The organism is Sphingomonas sp. CFBP9019, from assembly GCF_034045155.1.
GTDB classification, from domain to species: Bacteria; Pseudomonadota; Alphaproteobacteria; order Sphingomonadales; family Sphingomonadaceae; genus Sphingomonas; species Sphingomonas aerolata.
Genome location: NZ_JAXCWK010000003.1, coordinates 376,312 through 392,571 on the forward strand (window position 1 = coordinate 376,312; position 16,260 = coordinate 392,571).

Annotated in this window: 13 protein-coding genes; 1 reads left to right on the plus strand and 12 read right to left on the minus strand. The window is 68.9% G+C overall.

The window, feature by feature from the left end; all coding sequences use genetic code 11:
• Positions 1-14 precede the first annotated feature (14 nt).
• Positions 15-1,169 carry a DUF1501 domain-containing protein gene (locus SOM18_RS09800; RefSeq protein WP_031440064.1) on the minus strand — a complete coding sequence of 385 codons (1,155 nt, stop codon included), beginning with the start codon at positions 1,167-1,169 and terminating at the stop codon, positions 15-17.
• A 3-nt stretch (positions 1,170-1,172) separates the two neighbouring features.
• Positions 1,173-2,603, minus strand: coding sequence for a DUF1800 domain-containing protein (locus tag SOM18_RS09805; protein WP_320481602.1), 1,431 nt, complete (start codon positions 2,601-2,603; stop codon positions 1,173-1,175).
• Between the two features lie 204 nt (positions 2,604-2,807).
• Here SOM18_RS09805 and SOM18_RS09810 point away from each other — a divergent pair, with 204 nt between their 5' ends.
• Positions 2,808-3,101 (plus strand): hypothetical protein, encoded by a 294-nt coding sequence (locus SOM18_RS09810; protein WP_031439544.1) that lies wholly within the window; start codon positions 2,808-2,810, stop codon positions 3,099-3,101.
• Positions 3,102-3,159: 58 nt separating this feature from the next.
• Here SOM18_RS09810 and SOM18_RS09815 read toward each other — a convergent pair whose 3' ends face one another.
• The 10 genes from SOM18_RS09815 to SOM18_RS09860 all read right to left on the minus strand — a co-directional run bounded on the left by SOM18_RS09815 (position 3,160) and on the right by SOM18_RS09860 (position 16,259).
• Entirely contained in the window at positions 3,160-4,326 is a 1,167-nt protein-coding gene (locus tag SOM18_RS09815; protein ID WP_031439543.1) for a deoxyguanosinetriphosphate triphosphohydrolase, read from the minus strand.
• Positions 4,323-6,515, minus strand: a complete 2,193-nt coding sequence (locus tag SOM18_RS09820; protein ID WP_320481603.1) for an SPOR domain-containing protein — start codon at positions 6,513-6,515, stop codon at positions 4,323-4,325. Before SOM18_RS09820 ends, SOM18_RS09815 begins: the two co-directional genes overlap by 4 nt.
• A gap of 112 nt (positions 6,516-6,627) precedes the next feature.
• Positions 6,628-8,235 (minus strand): cell division protein FtsZ, encoded by a 1,608-nt coding sequence (ftsZ, locus tag SOM18_RS09825; protein ID WP_320481604.1) that lies wholly within the window; start codon positions 8,233-8,235, stop codon positions 6,628-6,630.
• A 114-nt stretch (positions 8,236-8,349) separates the two neighbouring features.
• Entirely contained in the window at positions 8,350-9,612 is a 1,263-nt protein-coding gene (ftsA, locus tag SOM18_RS09830; RefSeq protein WP_031393123.1) for a cell division protein FtsA, read from the minus strand.
• 1 nt (position 9,613) lies between these two features.
• Positions 9,614-10,561 (minus strand): cell division protein FtsQ/DivIB, encoded by a 948-nt coding sequence (locus SOM18_RS09835; RefSeq protein WP_320481605.1) that lies wholly within the window; start codon positions 10,559-10,561, stop codon positions 9,614-9,616.
• A complete protein-coding gene (locus tag SOM18_RS09840; RefSeq protein WP_031439539.1) occupies positions 10,558-11,511 on the minus strand; it encodes a D-alanine--D-alanine ligase in 954 nt (317 codons plus the stop codon). The genes SOM18_RS09835 and SOM18_RS09840 overlap by 4 nt, the downstream gene beginning before the upstream one ends.
• Positions 11,508-12,365, minus strand: a complete 858-nt coding sequence (murB, locus tag SOM18_RS09845) for a UDP-N-acetylmuramate dehydrogenase (protein ID WP_235188281.1) — start codon at positions 12,363-12,365, stop codon at positions 11,508-11,510. Before murB ends, SOM18_RS09840 begins: the two co-directional genes overlap by 4 nt.
• Before the next feature lie 80 nt (positions 12,366-12,445).
• Complete coding sequence (murC, locus tag SOM18_RS09850) at positions 12,446-13,876, minus strand: UDP-N-acetylmuramate--L-alanine ligase (RefSeq protein ID WP_031439537.1); 1,431 nt, start codon at positions 13,874-13,876, stop codon at positions 12,446-12,448.
• A complete protein-coding gene (murG, locus tag SOM18_RS09855) occupies positions 13,873-15,030 on the minus strand; it encodes an undecaprenyldiphospho-muramoylpentapeptide beta-N-acetylglucosaminyltransferase (RefSeq protein WP_031395403.1) in 1,158 nt (385 codons plus the stop codon). Before murG ends, murC begins: the two co-directional genes overlap by 4 nt.
• Complete coding sequence (locus SOM18_RS09860; protein WP_234387761.1) at positions 15,027-16,259, minus strand: FtsW/RodA/SpoVE family cell cycle protein; 1,233 nt, start codon at positions 16,257-16,259, stop codon at positions 15,027-15,029. Before SOM18_RS09860 ends, murG begins: the two co-directional genes overlap by 4 nt.
• Between the last annotated feature and the right edge of the window lies 1 nt (position 16,260).

Here is a 16,260-nt window from a genome sequence, read left to right on the forward strand (position 1 = left end):
CCGCACCGGCCCGGTCAGGTGCGGACCAGCCCCTCGATCGCCAGGGTCCGGGCGCTGGCCGGGAACAGCGTCGCCATCGCGCGGCCGGGCTCGACGCCGAAATGCGCCGCGACCGCACCGCCGATGAACGCGTCGAGCGCCATCGTCGGCCTGAGGTCGCGCCCCTCGTAAAGCGCCCCTGCCCCCAGCCCCGGCCAGTCGGCGATCACGCGCCCGCCCGCGACCCCGCCGCCCAGCACCATCGCCGACGCGCCCGTCCCATGATCGGTGCCGCCGGTCCCGTTGACCGCGACGGTCCGCCCGAACTCGGTCGCGACAAGGACCATCGTCTCCGCCCAGAGCGGCCCGAGCCCCGTCTGCAACGCGCCGATCATCGCATCGAGGCCCTTGAGCTGCGCGGCGAGGCGCCCGCGCTGGCCGGCATGCGTGTCCCAACCGCCGGTCTCGATCATCGCGATGCGGGCGCCGTTCGTCGGCGCGATCAACCGTGCGGCGAGCGTGCCCGTCGCCGCCGCATTCTGGCCGTTCGCCGCGGCGAGGTCGCTGGTCAGGCTCCGCGTCGCTATCGCCTCGCTCCACAGGCCATGAAGCTGCGCGTCGCCCTGATACAGCATCGCGACGCGCTGAAGCAGATCGTCGGACGCGTCGGGCAGGTTGGACGGCGCATAGGAGGCGACCTCCCGACGGCCGCGCAGCGCCATCGGCACGGTCGCCGCGACCGCGATGCCGCGCGCCGAATCCGCGGGCAGCAGGTCGAGCAGGCGATTGAGCCACCCGTCCTTGACCTGATAGGCCGTGGCGCCGCCCGTCTCGAGGACGTTCTGACCATCGAAATGCGATCGGTCGCGATAGGGGGACGCGATCGCATGCGCGAACACCGCCTCCTTGCGCGCATAGAGGCCCGCGGTCGTCGCAAGCGCGGGATGCAATGCGAACAGGCCGTCGAGCCTGGTGCCCGACGCGACGTCGGCGGCGAGATCGCCGCGGACGCCCGCGAAGGCCGGGTCGCCGATCGCACCGATCGTCCCCAGCCCGTCGGCCGCGCCACGCTGGATGATGAAGACGAACCGCATCGCGGTGGCGGCGCGGGCAAAGGCCATGCGCGGTGCAAAGGCGCTGGCGAGGCCGCCGAGCATGGCGGAAGTGATGACGTGACGACGATCGAGCATGGCTTATCTCCGCATCGATTCGGGTGCGACGAGCAGCAGCGCGAGCGCCTGCCCGGGGCTTTCGGCGCGCGCCAGCGCCTCGGTCGTGGCGGCGCTCACCGATCCGGGGAACAGCGTCGCCGCCAGTCTGCGGGCATCGATCGCCCCGCCCGCGCGCGAGGCGAACCGCTCCGCCGCCTCGACCCGGCGCATCACCGCATCGGGCCCCGCCCAGCTCGCGGCGATATCGTCATAGCCGGCCGGCTGCCCGGGCTTCCACACCGGGTGGCCAAGCTGCGTCAGCAGGCCTGCGATCGCGCCCGGCTGGACATTGGTCATGCCCAGCGCGCGCATCGCCGCGATCGACCATTCCCAGGGCGTCTTGAATTTCACCGGCGTCTCGATCCAGGCCTCGGGCGACGCGATCAGCGCGCGGTACACGCTCGGCAGGTCGCCGCCCGTCTCGAGGAAGACGGCCCGCAAGCGTGCGACCATCGCCGGCGGCGGCACGTCACCGGCGAAATGCCGGGCAAGCTTGGTCGCGACATGCGTCGCGGTCGCCGGGTTCACCGCGAGGTCGCGGAGTACCGCTCGCGCCTGATCCTCGCCATCCTCCGCATAACGTTTGCCGAGCACGGTTCGCACGCCGGGTTCGTGGACCGCCGCCGCGAACCGGAACCGCCCCGCCGGGCCCTGATCCCGCCCGCCGCCACGTCCCAGGCCCGCCACCGTCCACCCCGTCATCGCTCGAGCGAGTTCGGTGACGTCGCCCTGGCCATAGCCGGTGCGCACCCCCAGTGTGTGCAGCTCGAGGATTTCGCGGGCGAGGTTTTCGTTCAGCCCGACCTTGCGCCCGCCCCGCGCCGCGACCCGCATGCCGAGTGCGCTGCTCGGGCCGACCGATACCGCCTGGTCGAGATAGAGCAGCATCGCCGGGTGCCGTTCGACCGCCGCCAGCATGTCACCGAACCGGCCCAGCACGTGCGGCCGGATTGCCTCGAACTCGAGCGTCCCCGCCAGCCCGACCACCGTCAGCCGGTCGGCCGACACCGCAAAGTGATTCGCCCAGAAATGCACCAGCCGCTCGACGAACGGAGTCTGCGTGGTGAGCGCGGCGATCGCGCGCGCGGCAACCGCAGCACCGTAATCGTCCCGCGCCTGCTTCCCAATCGCCTGCCGTGCGGCCCGCACCGCGTCGCTGCGCACCGGCGGTGTCGCCGGCGCGGTGCGCATGGCATCCGGCGGCGGTGCGGCCGCGCGAGCCGCACGTTGCGCTTGCTGATAGCTGGCGAGATCGGTTGCAACGCGCGCGCTGTCAGGGGCGGCGGCAATCGCCGGCGGGCGGATCGCAAACGCCGGCATCTGCGTCGTTAGCCAGTCCCTGCCGTTACCGACCACGTCGTCGGGTCGCGCACCAATTCCGAACCGGTTCAATGCGATGCTCGCCTGGGTCATCCGTCATCTCCTGCAGTCTGGTCCTAGGCCGGGAGTGTCGCAGGATTATGCCAATCGCGGCGAATGGTTGCCGTGCACGCCGTGCAAGTGCGACGGCCTCCTTTGCAATTGCTGCTTATGCTGCACCGCAATATCTTCAGGGCATCAAAGCTGGGTGACCACCCGATTGCGCCCGGTACGATCTTTCACTGCGGAGCACATATCATGCGCAAGACCGTATACATCATCGCCGCCGCGGCGGCCGCCCTCACCTCGACGATCGGCATGGCCAAGGAAGCCAAGCAGTCCTTCGAGTATGAAGGCAGCACCTATGTCTACACCAGCAGCGTCGAGAACGGCCGCCAGGTCATCAACGGCCGCCGATTCCCGTCGGGCCAGGCGTTTCACCTCATCGTGCGCGGCGACCGCGTGTCGGGTACGGCGGGCGGCGTGCCGGTAGCCTTCGCGACGACCGAAGCATCGGGCGCGGCCGGCGGTATCGCCGCCGTCGCACGCTAAGATGCTGACGGCTCAGCCGATTTCGCGCGGACATTGACCCCGCGAAATCGGCCGGGCTTCAGAACCCCTCGGGCAGATCGATCGGCCCGACCAGCTCGCGGTAGCGCGAGATGGCATAGCGATCGGTCATGCCGGCGATGAAGTCGGCGATGTGCCGGCTGCGATCCGGATCCGCCTCGGGCAGGCGATCGCGCCATTCCTCGGGGATCGTGCCGGGATCGTCGCGATAGATCGCGAACAGCCCGGTCACGATCCCGTGTGCGGCATCCGCCGCGGCGATCTGGCGCGGATGATGATACAGGTTCGCGTACATGAACCGCTTCAGATCGCGCTCTTCCTCGCGCATCGCATCGGAAAATCCGACAAGGCATTCGCCCGCGTCGCGCACGTCCTCGACGCTGGTGACACCGCTTGCCGCGATCCGGCGACGCGTTTCGGCGATCAGGTCGTTGGCCATCGTGCCGATCTGCGAGCGCACCAGTTCACCCATCAGCCGCTTTGCCTTGACATCGGGGAAGCGCGCGCAGGTATCGTCCCAGCCGCGCGCGATCAGCGGGACCGCCATCAGCTGGTCGAGCGTCAGCAATCCTGCGCGCAGCCCGTCGTCAATGTCGTGATTGTCATAGGCGATGTCGTCGGCGATCGCCGCGACCTGTGCCTCGAGCGACGAGAAGCTCGTGAGCGCAAGATCGAACGCCGAATCCGCCACGCGCAGCGCCCAGCCGGGGTGGCGGACCGGGCCGTTATGCTTGGCCAGCCCTTCGAGCGTTTCCCAGGTCAGGTTCAGCCCGTTCCAGCGCGGATAGGGGCGCTCGATCTCGGTCAGCGTGCGCAGCGTGTGGCCATTATGGTCGAACCCGCCCTGCCCGGTCAGCGCGATCTTCAGCGCATCCTCGCCGGCATGACCGAAGGGCGGATGGCCGATGTCATGCGCGAGGCACAGCGCCTCCGTCAGATCCTCGTTGAGCGCGAGCGTGCGGGCGACCGCACGACCGATCTGCGCGACTTCGAGACTATGGGTCAGCCTGACGCGAAAATGATCGCCGTCGGGCGCCATGAAGACCTGTGTCTTGTGGCGCAGCCGGCGGAAGCTGATCGAGTGGATGATCCGGTCGCGATCACGCTGGAACGCGTCACGCGGGCCGCGGACGGTCCCGTTCTGTTCCTCGTGAAGCCGACCTTTGCTCCGCGCCGGGTCCGAAGCCCAGGGCGCACGCGCGCTCACTTGGCGGGCAACTTCGTGACGACCTGACCGGCATCGCTGGTGAAGGAGAAGGTCGAGACGCCCTCCTTGGCGAGCGCATTGACGAAGGTCCGCGCCTCCGCGGCGGTCTTGAACGGCCCCGCCAGCACGCGGTTCGTCGCGCCCCACGGCGCCGTCCAGCCGCCACGCGTTCCGACGACGGTCGGCGCCTTCGCCTTCACGCCCTTCCACGCCTTGGGCAGGTCACCCTCGGTCGCGCCGGTCGACACCTGGACCCAGATGCGCTCGGGGTTGGCGCGCGCGATCCGCTTCTCTTCTGCCGCTGCCTTGTCGGCGATCGCCTTCTTCTCGGCGGCGGCCTTCTTTTCGGCGGCAATCTTCTTGTCGGCGATCGCCTTGCGATCGGCGACCTTCTTGTCCGCCGCCAGCTTCGCGCGCGCCGCCTTCGCCTCGGCGAGCCGGGTCGCGGCAAGCGCCTCCGCCTCGGCGGCGGTATCGCGCTCCGCCTTGGCTTTCGCGTCGGCGAGCGCACGTGCACTGGCGTCGTCGCCCGCACCGAGCCCGGAGGCCGTTGCCGGCACCACGGGTGCAGCCCGAGCTATCGGCGCGACACCGAGTTCGGATGCCGGGATCGACAGCCCGGCAATGATTCGTGCAAGGATCGAATCCTCGCTGACGGGGATGGTCCGCCCGGTCGGAGCAGGCGTGGCGGCGACCGCGACCTGCGTCGGGGTCGACCCGATGCCGGGCGCGACGGCGGCGGGCGTCGCCGGAACCGTTGTAGCGGCGACACCCGCCGCCGCTGGCGTGGTCGGGACAGTGGACGGCACCGTGACCGGGGCCGTCGCGGTTCGCGGCATCACCGACAGCGTTGTTCCAGCCGTCGTCACCGGCGAGACGGGCAGCGCCGCCATCTGGGTGACGATCGCAGAGGGCAGCGCACCGGGCGTATCGGGCGCGCGCGTCGGCGAAGACGCCGCCACGCTTGCCTGCGAGACCCGGTTCGCGTCCGCCGCCGCACCCGACGTCGTCCGGGCCGGTAAGGGCTGGACGAAGGTCGATGTCGGCGCGGACGGGGGGAGCGTCGTGGTCGCTGCAGGACCGGTCGGCCGCTGGACCGGCTGTGTCGATGCCAGCACCACCGGCGGCTTGGGCAGCGGCTGGACCATGACCATCGGCGCAGACGCCTGCACGGTTGCCGCCGGGCGGACGGGCGAAGGCGTTGGCGACGGAGTCGGCGTGGTCGTAGGGGTCGGCGTCAAAGCGGCGACTTCGGCGCGACCCGACCGTGCGGTCTTGTCGCGGCGGGTAACCGATCGATCGGCGGCCGCCTTGGCACGGCCCGTCGGCTGGGGTGCGGGCTGCGGCTCGGCCGCCGCGAGCATTACCGGCGCGGTCGGATCGGCACCCAGTTGCGGCAGGACCGGCGTCATCCGCGCATCGGCGATCCGTTGCGGAGTCGCATGCACTTCGCCGAAATGCACCGCAAAGGCGCGATCTGCGGGCGCAAGCAATGGCAGACGCTGGAAAAAGGGCTGCAGACCGCGGGCCGCAGCCCCGGGCATCATCGTCGTGACGATCGTCTCTGCGCCGCGCACGTCATTGTTCATGGCCAGGATGAACGCGCGCGCGCGCCATGCCCCACGGTCCTTCTTGAGGACCAGCGGGTCGAGCTGCTGCAGTGCCAGATCACGCTTGCCGGATATGCCGAGCGACAGGGCGTAACGCCGGACAGTCTCGTCATCGGGGGCATCGCGCAACGCGACACGATAGTCGCGCTGCGCCCGATCCTGTTCGCCGATCAGGTCATAGGCCAGCCCGCGATCCGCGGCATAATAGCGCGGCTGGAGCCCGAACGCCTCGGCCTGCGCGAAATAGCGGAGCGCCTCGCCCGGTCGCTCGGAGCGGACCAGGATCGAGGCCATGCCGGCCTTCACCCGGCCGTTGCGCGGATCGACCTTCTCGGCGCGCGCGAACAGTGCCGCGGCACCGCTCAGATCACCGAGCCCGATCGACAGATCCCCCGCGCGGACCAGTGCATCGACGTTGCGGGGGTTCGACGCGAGCTGCCGCATCGTGTCGCCGAGACGATCCGCGTCGGTCGTTCCGGGCAAGGGCTGGACGACTTCCTGCGCCCGCGCGCCGCTCGGTGCGGTGACTAGAACCAGCGCGAGCGCGGCAGTCAGGAGATGATGGGTCGGGAAGATCATGGGTGCCCGTAGCTAGACCCGAGCGCGCGGGAACGGGCAACATGCCGCAGCGCGCTACGCGCCAGGACGGGGCGCGCCGGCGACGAACCGGCGCGCCCCTTTGTGCAGGCCGTTACTGGTTGTTCTGGCGGTGCAGGAAGCGCGGAATGTCGAGCGGATCGGTCGAGGCCGCCTCGCCGTCTTCCTTGGCCGCGCCGCGCGCCGCATTCGACATGCGCTCGAACAGCGTCCCGCCGAGCTTGACGCGCGGCGTCGCCGGTGTGGCGGCTTCGGGCGCAGCTTCCGCACCCGGAGCGAGCCAGCGACGGCGTGCACCACCCTCGTCCGCAGCCGGCATCGGCGCCGGGGCCGCGGGCGTGGGAGCGGCATAACGATCGTCCGCGTAGGAGCGCGGCGGAGCCTGATAGGCAGGCGCCTGGGGCGTACGCGCGGTCGGCTGCGGCGCAGGCTGAGCCTGGACCGGCGGCTGCACCGGGGCGGGTGCAGGTGCCGCCTGTGTCGGCGCGGGGGCATAGGACTGCGGTGCGGCCGGTGCGGCGGGGACCATCTTGTCCTGGCCCAGGACGAGTTCCTCGTCGGTGGCGCCGGACTGTACCGCGTCCGCGCTCGACAGGTCGAGCGGCTCGTCGCCCGTGCCAGTCGTGCCGGTCGGTGCCGCGGACTCGCTCGGACGGAACGACGTCGATTCGTCGTTCTTGCGGCCCATGCCGAAGCTGAACGAGCGCGTCGGCTCGGGCGCGACGGCGGGCTTGGCGTCCGCATCGATCCCGGTCGCGACGACCGAGACGCGGATCTTGCCTTCCAGCTCCTGGTTGAACGCCGAACCCCAGATGATGTTGGCATCGGGATCGACCAGGTCGCGAATGTGATTCGCGGCTTCGTCGACTTCGAGCAGGCGCATGTCGTCGCCGCCGGTGATCGAGATAATTACGCCCTTGGCACCCTGCATGCTGACGCCGTCGAGCAGCGGGTTCGAGATCGCCTTCTGCGCTGCCTCGAGCGCGCGGTTGTCGCCGCTCGCCTCGCCGGTGCCCATCATCGCCTTGCCCATCTCCTGCATCACCGAGCGGACGTCGGCAAAGTCGAGGTTGATGAGGCCGGGCATGACCATCAGGTCGGTGATGCTGCGCACGCCCTGCTGGAGGACCTCATCCGCCATCGAGAACGCTTCCTTGAAGGTCGTGTTCGCGTTGGCGATCAGGAACAGATTCTGGTTCGGAATGACGATCAGCGTATCGACGTACTTCTGCAGTTCCTCGATGCCGCCATCCGCCGACTTGGCGCGACGATTGCCCTCGAACGCGAACGGCTTGGTGACCACGCCGACGGTCAGGATGCCCATGTCGCGCGCCGCCTTGGCAATGACCGGGGCGGCACCCGTGCCGGTGCCGCCGCCCATGCCGGCGGTGATGAAGCACATGTGCGCGCCTTCGAGCATCTTGGCGAGCTGGTCGATCGTCTCCTCGGCGGCCGCGCGGCCGATCTCGGGACGGCTGCCGGCACCGAGACCCTGCGTGATCTTGGTACCCAGCTGGATCCGTTGCGGCGCGGTCGACTGCTTGAGCGCCTGCGCGTCGGTGTTGGCAACGAGGAAGTCGACGCCCTGGACGTCGGCCCTCATCATGTTCGCGATCGCGTTACCGCCCGCGCCACCGACCCCGATCACCGCGATGCGGGGGGCCAGCTCGTCCACTTCGGGACTCAGAAATTCGATGCTCATCGCCTGCTTCTCCGCCCATCCCGGTGATACGCTACGGCCGGGCCCCTGATTAACCTGTGTGCACCAACGCTACCGGCTGTTCCAGCCGAAATAGCGTCAGCCGTTTCGAAACTCTCAATAATTCGCGCGTGCCGCCTGAATCAACTTGCGGACCATGCCGATTCCCTTCGGCCGGTGAACGATCGTCCGCTGCGGTGCAATACCGCGCAGGTCGATCGGATCGGTCGCCGCATAGAAGGCCAACCCCGCTAGCGTCGCAAAGGCCGGTCCGCCATGCGCCTCGGGCAGAGCGGTCAATCCGCGCGGTCGGCCGATCCGGACCGACCGCCCCAGCGCCTGTTGCGCATAATCGGCAATGCCCTTCAGCTCCGCACCGCCACCGGTCAGCACGACTTGGCGCCCCACCGGCCCCTCGAACTTGAGCGTGCTCAGCGCATTGCGCACCTCGCCCATCTGATGTTCGAGGCGCTGGCGGATGACGCTGATCAGCTGCGCCTTGGTGATCTGCGCGCCCTCGCCCGCGCCGTCCTCGGCCGAGATCGGCATGACCGGGATCATGTCGTGGTTGTCGCGGGGGGAGGCATTGGCCGAACCATGGAAGCACTTCATCCGCTCGGCATTCTGCCGCCGCGTCCCGAACGCGCTGGCGATGTCGTCGGTGATGTCCTGCGCGCCGATCGGGATCGAGGTCAGTCCGACGAGCATGCCGCCCGCGAACAGCGAGACATTGGTGATCCCCGCTCCCATCTCGACCAGCGCGACACCGAGCTCACGCTCCTCGTCGCTCAGGCACGCGAGCCCGGTCGCCACTGGCGAGGCGATGATCGACTTCACCTCGAGATGCGCCGACCGCACGCACAGATCGAGATTGCGCACCGGCGAACCGTCTGCGGCCACGACATGGATATGCACGCCGAGCCGGTCGGCATGCAGCCCGAGTGGCGTCTTAACCCCGGTCAGCCCGTCGAGCGTATAGAGCGCAGGCTGCGCGTGCAGCACCATCCGCCCTTGCGGATCGATCGAGTTGCGGCCCGCCGCGAGCAGCGCGTCGATATCCTGCTGCTCGACGCGGTGGCCGCCCAGTTCGAACTCGACCTCGGCGACGTCGGACACCAGCCCGCCGGCCGAGAAGCCGACCCAGACATTCTCGATATTGATCCCTGCGATCCGTTCGGCCTGCTCGACCGCCTCGCGTACCGCGGCCTCGGTCGTCGCCATGTCGGCGATATAGCCGCGCTTGACGCCACGGCTCTCGCGCTGGCCGGTGCCCAGCACGATCAGCTCGCCGCCATCCCCCTTTTGCGCGATCATCGCCGAAACCTTCGACGACCCGATATCGAGCGCCGTGATCAGCCCTTCCGGTGCCACCTTCGCCATGTCATCCCTCCCCGCCCGTTACGTTCGCGTCCGCCGTCTGCGACGGTATAGTCGTCTGTGGCTCGCTGGATACCGGCGCGGGCACGTCGACGCTGTGCGCCAGGCTCGCCCCCGGCTTGCGCGCGACCAGCTTGGTCGGGTCGCGCATATCGAAGCGGATCCAGCCGCGGCCGAGCAGCGGCCGTGCGCCGTCGAGCTCGGCGAACTTCACCAGCGCACGCGGCGCCCCGTCCTCGGGCAATGCCAGCGTCTCGCCGCTCTCGAAGGTCAGGTCCCAGCGCCGGTTGCCGACCCAGGTCGCCGCCTTCACCCGCGGCTTGAGCGCGGGGGCGGCGGCGAGCAGCGCCTGGTAGGACGCCTCCTGCCGGTCCGCGCCGGGCCCGATCACCAGCGGCAGGTTCGGGATCGCGTCGGGCTGCACCGGTTCCAGGAGTACGCCCGACGCATCGATCAGCGTCAGATTGCCATTGTCCTGCCACACCGCCGCGGGCGTGCGCTCGACGATGTCGACCAGCAAAGTATCGGGCAGCCGCCGCGAGACATGCGCGTCCGCGATCCAGCCATAGCGCAGCAGCTTCTGGCGCACCGCCTCGAGATCGACGAGCGGCATCGCGCGGCTCTGTTGATCGAGCGCGACCGCATAGACCGACATCCGGTCCATCCGCTTCAGCCCGGTGACCTCGATCTGGTTGACCTTGAACCCCGCGCGCCCGGCACCCTCAGCCATCGCGCCGCCGATCATGCCGGGAATGCCGATCCAGGTCGCCGCCGCGATCACGACCGCGCCGCCCGCGCCGAGGATCGACCAGGTCGCGATCTTCTTGAGCGTGTCCTCGCTGACCGGGAGCATCCCGACCAGCCGATCGAGCACCGACACCTTCTTGACCGCGACCTTGCGCCGCGGGGCGGGCCGCTTGGGGGGCGGGCCACGCTTGATCGTCCGGCTCATGGCGCCCCGCCCGGCGCCAGCGGATGATCCGACAGCGCCTCGTCGACGATCGCCTGGACGAGCTCGGCATAGCTCATGCCGATATGCCGCGCCTGTTCGGGGACGAGGCTGAGCGGGGTCATGCCCGGCTGCGTGTTGACCTCGAGCAGGAACAGCCCGTCGACCCCGCGCTCATCGTCCCAGCGGAAATCGGAGCGCGACGCACCCTTGCAGCCGAGCAGCCGGTGCGCCTCGAGCGCGAGGCTCTTGCAGGCGTCGGCGATCTCGTCGGGAATGTCCGCCGGGCAGACATGCTCGGTCATCCCGTCGGTATATTTCGCGTCGTAATCATACCAGCCGCTCTTGGGCTTGAGTTCGGTGACGCCGAGCGCGCGACCGCCCAGCACCGCGGTCGTCAGCTCGCGCCCGCGAATATACGGCTCGGCAAGCAGCTCGTCGAAGTCGATCCACGGCCCGACCGCGTCGCGCGCGATCGGATTGCCGTAATTGCCGCTGTCGGTGACGATCGCCACGCCGACCGACGACCCCTCGTTGACGGGCTTGAGCACATAGGGGCGTGCCATCGGATCCCCCTCGAACAGGTCGACCGAGCGGACGATCCGCCCGCCCGGCATCGGCACACCGGCCGGGACGAGCAGCAGCTTGGTCAGCACCTTGTCTATCGCGATCACCGAGGTCGCAAGCCCCGAATGCGTATAGCGCAACCCCATCAGGTCGAGCAGCCCCTGCACCGAGCCATCCTCGCCGGGCGTCCCGTGCAGCGCGTTGAACACGAGATCGGGCCTGGCGTCGGCCAGCCGGGCGGCGACGTCGCGTCCCATGTCGATCCGCGTGACGCGGTGGCCGAGCGATTCGAGCGCATCGGCACAGCCATTGCCCGACATCAGCGAGACCTCACGCTCCGCCGACCAGCCGCCCATCAGCACGGCGATGTGAAGAGGACCGCTCATTTCGCCACCCCGACCCGCTGGATTTCCCATTCCAACGTCACTCCAGAATGCGCCTTCACCTTGGTCCGTACCTCTTCACCCAGCGCCTCGATCTCCGCGCTCGACGCGGACCCGAGGTTCAGCAGGAAATTGCAATGCTTCTCGCTGACCTGCGCGTCGCCGCGAGTGAGCCCGCGGCACCCGGCGGCGTCGATCAGCGCCCAGGCCTTGTGCCCCTCGGGATTCTTGAACGTCGATCCGCCGGTGCGCGACCGGAGCGGCTGCGACGCCTCGCGCTCGGCGGCGATCCGATCCATCTCGGCCCCAATGACAGCCGGCTCGCCGGGCGTGCCCGAGAACACGGCCTCGACCACGACCGCCCCCGCCGGCAGGTCCGAATGCCGATACACATAACCGAACCGCGCCGCGGGCCAGGTCTCGACCGCACCGTCGCGCGTGACGACGGTCGCCTCGATCAGGATATCGCTGACGTCGCGTCCATAGGCGCCCGCGTTCATCCGCACCGCACCGCCGACCGTCCCCGGAATCCCGCGCAAGAATTCGAGCCCGGCGATCCCCGCATCGCGTGCAGCGCTGGCGACCGTGATCCCCATTGCCCCCGCCCCGGCACGAACGCGACCGTCCTGGACCGACACCTTCGCCATTGCCTTGGGCAGCCGCACCACGACCCCCGGCACACCGCCGTCGCGGACGATCAGGTTGGAGCCGACGCCGACCGGCAGGACCGGCGTCGACGGATCGAGGGTCTTCAACAACCCGGCCAAATCCTCGACATCCGCCGGCCGCACCAGCCATTCGGCAGGCCCGCCGGTCCGGAACCAGATGAAGTCCGCAAGCGACCCACCGGCCTCCACGCTCCCCCTGATGGTCTCCCGCGAAGGCGGGAGCCCAGTCTGGGTTCCCGCCTTCGCAGGGGCACAAGGAGATGCAGAGCTCACGCCGGCACCTTCGCACGCTCGACCGCGATCGCATCGGCCAGCCCGGCCGCCCATTTCGTGATGTCGCCCGCGCCAAGACAGACGACCATGTCATCCGCCTCGATCGTAGCCGCCAGCTCGGCCGCCAGTGCATTCGCATCCGCGACCACGCCCGCAAACCGGTGGCCGCGCCGCTTCAATCCCTCGACCAAAGCCGCCGCATCGACACCCTCGACCGGCGCCTCGCCCGCCGCATAGACCGGCGTCACCAGCACCCGGTCCGCATCGTTGAATGCGGTCTGGAAATCCTCCATCAGATTGCCGAGCCGTGAATAGCGATGCGGCTGCACGACCGCGATCACGCGCCCCTTCGCGCCCTCGCGCGCGGCGGCCAGCACCGCGCGGATCTCGACCGGGTGATGCCCGTAATCGTCGATGATCGCGACACCGCCGCCCTCGACCGGAACCTCGCCCACCTTGGTGAAGCGCCGCTTCACGCCGCCGAACTTGGCAAAGCCCTGCTGGATCGTCGCATCCTCGATCCCCAGCTCGAGCGCGACGCCGATCGCGGCCAGCGCGTTCTGGACATTGTGCCGCCCGGGCATCGGCATCTCGATTCCCGCAATCGTCCGCGTCGCACCGTCGCGCGTCCGCACCACGCAATCGAAGCGGTTGCCACCCGGGATCGGCGTCACCTCGACACCGCGCACGTCCGCCTGTGCCGAGAAGCCATAGGTCACGATCCGCCGGTCGCGCACGCGCGGCAGGATCCCCTGCACCTCGGGATGATCGAGGCACAGCAGCGCCGCGCCGTAAAAGGGCACATTCTCGACGAACTCGACGAACGCATCCTTCACCGCGTCGAACGATCCGTAATGATCGAGATGCTCGGGATCGATGTTGGTCACGACCGCGATCGTCCCGTCGAGCCGCAGGAAGCTGCCGTCGCTCTCGTCCGCCTCGACCACCATCCAGTCGCTCGCACCCAGTCGCGCGTTCGATCCGTAGGAGTTGATGATCCCGCCATTGATCACCGTCGGATCGACCCCGCCCGCATCGAGCAGCGCGGCGACCATCGACGTCGTCGTGGTCTTGCCATGCGTGCCTGCAACCGCGACGGTCGACTTCAGCCGCATCAGTTCGGCGAGCATCTCCGCACGCCGCACCACGGGCACGCGCGCATTGAGCGCCGCCTCGACCTCGGGGTTCGAGCGGACGATCGCGGTCGAGACGACCACCACCGCCGCGTCGCCGATATTCTCCGCGGCATGGCCGATCGCGACCGGAATGCCCTTGTCGCGCAGGCCCTGCACGACATAGCCCTCGGCCACGTCAGAGCCCTGCACGCGGTAGCCGAGATTCTTCATCACCTCGGCGATGCCCGACATGCCGATCCCGCCGATCCCGACGAAATGGATCGTCCCGATATCGGTCGCTACACCCTTCATGCAAATTGTACCTTTGGCTTGGATGGGCGCCCGACCGGCAGTCGCGACACCGGCGCATCCAGGCTTTCGACCAGGTCGGCCAGATCGCTTGCCGCATTGGGCCTGCCGCAACTGCGCGCGCGTCCCGCCGCGTTCTGCAGCGCGGCGGGATCGAGCCCGAGCTTCTGCATCTGCTTGGCGAGTTCGACCGCGGTGAAATCGCCCTGCCGGATCGTCCGTGCGCCGCCGGCGCGGGTGATCTCGCGGGCGTTGACGGTCTGGTGATCGTCGGTTGCGCCCGGCAGCGGCACCAGGATCGCCGGCCGCCCCGCCGCGGTCAGCTCCGCGATCGTCGAGGCGCCCGCGCGCGCGATCACCAGATGCGCCCAGGCAAGCTGTTCGGGCATGTCGGGCAGATAGGTAGCGAGCTCGGCCGGGATGTGATGCTCGGCATATTGCGCGCGCACCGCATCGATATCCTCGATCCGCGCCTGGTGCGTGACCTGTAGCCGCCGCCGGAACGTCACCGGCAGCATTGCCAGACCATCGGGGACGACCTGAGACAGGATGCTCGCGCCCTGGCTGCCACCGGTCACGAGAACGCGGAAGATGCCATCCTCCTCGAGCAGCGGATAGGGCCTGGCACGCAATGCGAGCACCGCCTCGCGCACCGGATTGCCGACGAGATGCGTCTTGGCGAGAAGCCCGGAGGCGAGCCGTTCGGTCGGTTCGGACGAGGTCGCGATCGCGTCGACGCGGCGCGCCACGAGCCGGTTCACCCGCCCCAGCACCGCATTCTGCTCGTGCACCGCGGTCGGGATCCGATTCGCGAACGCCGCCAGCAGAGCGGGCAGCGCGGGATAGCCGCCAAAGCCGATCACCGCCGCCGGCTTGAACGTGCGATAGAGTTCGCGTGCCATCATTCGCCCGCGCCACATCGATCGCGTTGCCTTGGCCCAGCCCAGCGGTCCGCCGGTGAAGCGTCCGGCGGGCAGGACATGCGTCTGGATTCCCTCGAACAATCCAGGGAAGCGCACGCCGCGCTCGTCGCTGACCAGCGCGACGCGGTGACCGCGCCTCGTCAGCTCAGCAGCAAGCGCCGCCGCGGGCACCATGTGTCCGCCGGTCCCGCCTGCCGCGAGCACGAAATGCCGGGGACGTTGATTCACAGTCATTCACCACTCCAGCGGACGACATAGGGGCTCCGCGTGAGAAACGGATTGCGCCGGGTAAACGCCAGCAGCAACCCCATGCCGACCGACAAGGCGATCATCGACGACCCCCCATAGCTGATGAACGGCAGCGTCATGCCCTTGGACGGTGCGAGCCCGGTGTTCACCGCCATGCTGACCAGCGCCTGTGCACCGAACTGCGTCGCCAGCCCGGCCGAGGCCAGGAGCTTGAATTCATCCTGTTCGTCCAGCAGCTTGACGAACACGCGCACGACGATCGCAAGGAAGATCACCGCGATCACCGAACAGGCGATCAGCCCGAACTCCTCGCCGATCACCGAGAAGATGTAATCGGTATGCGCCTCGGGCAGCCCGAACTTGGCGATGCCGCCGCCGGGCCCCGTGCCGGTCCAGCCGCCCGCGGTCAGCGTGTTGTGCGCGGCATTGGTCTGGAAGTGATCCGACGCGCCCTCGCCCTCGATCCCCGGGAACAGGAACGCGTCGATCCGCGACCGCGCCGTGCCGTAGAACATATAGGCAGCGACCAACCCGACCGGCACGCAGCCGACGAGGCCTGCCATCACGCGCATCGGCGTTCCCGCGATCATCAGCAACGCCATCCACACGGTGCAGTAGATGATCGTCTGGCCGAAATCGGGTTGCAGCATAAGCATGACTGCGATCGTGCCGGTCAGCCCGCCCGTGATCAGCACGGTCGGCAGTTCGGGATCCTTCGCGCGCAGCGACAGGAGCCAGGCGACAGTGACGATGAAGACCGGCTTCAGAAACTCGGACGGCTGGAACTGCGCAAAGCCATAGCCGATCCAGCGACGCGCGCCGTTGACCTCGGATCCGACGAACGGCGTCACCGCGAGGATCAGCAGCAGCACCGCCGCCGCGGTCAGCGCCATGCGCCGCGCCATTGCGACGGGCATCATCGACACCCCGAACAGCACCGGCATCGAGACGCCGACCCACATCAGCTGACGCCAGAAATAATAGAGCGGCGTCAGCTTGTGATGCTCGCCCGAATAGCGGACTGCGGTCGCGGGCGACGCCGCAGCCACCGCGATCAGCCCGATCGCGATCAGGAACAGCGTCAGCAGCAGCAGCATCCGGTCGATATCCCAGAACCACGTGCCAAGCGGCGACTGATCGCCACGCCCGCCGCGCCGCTTCATCTTCGCGACGATCCCGGTCTTCTGCCCTGCGCTCATCATCGGTGTCCGCATA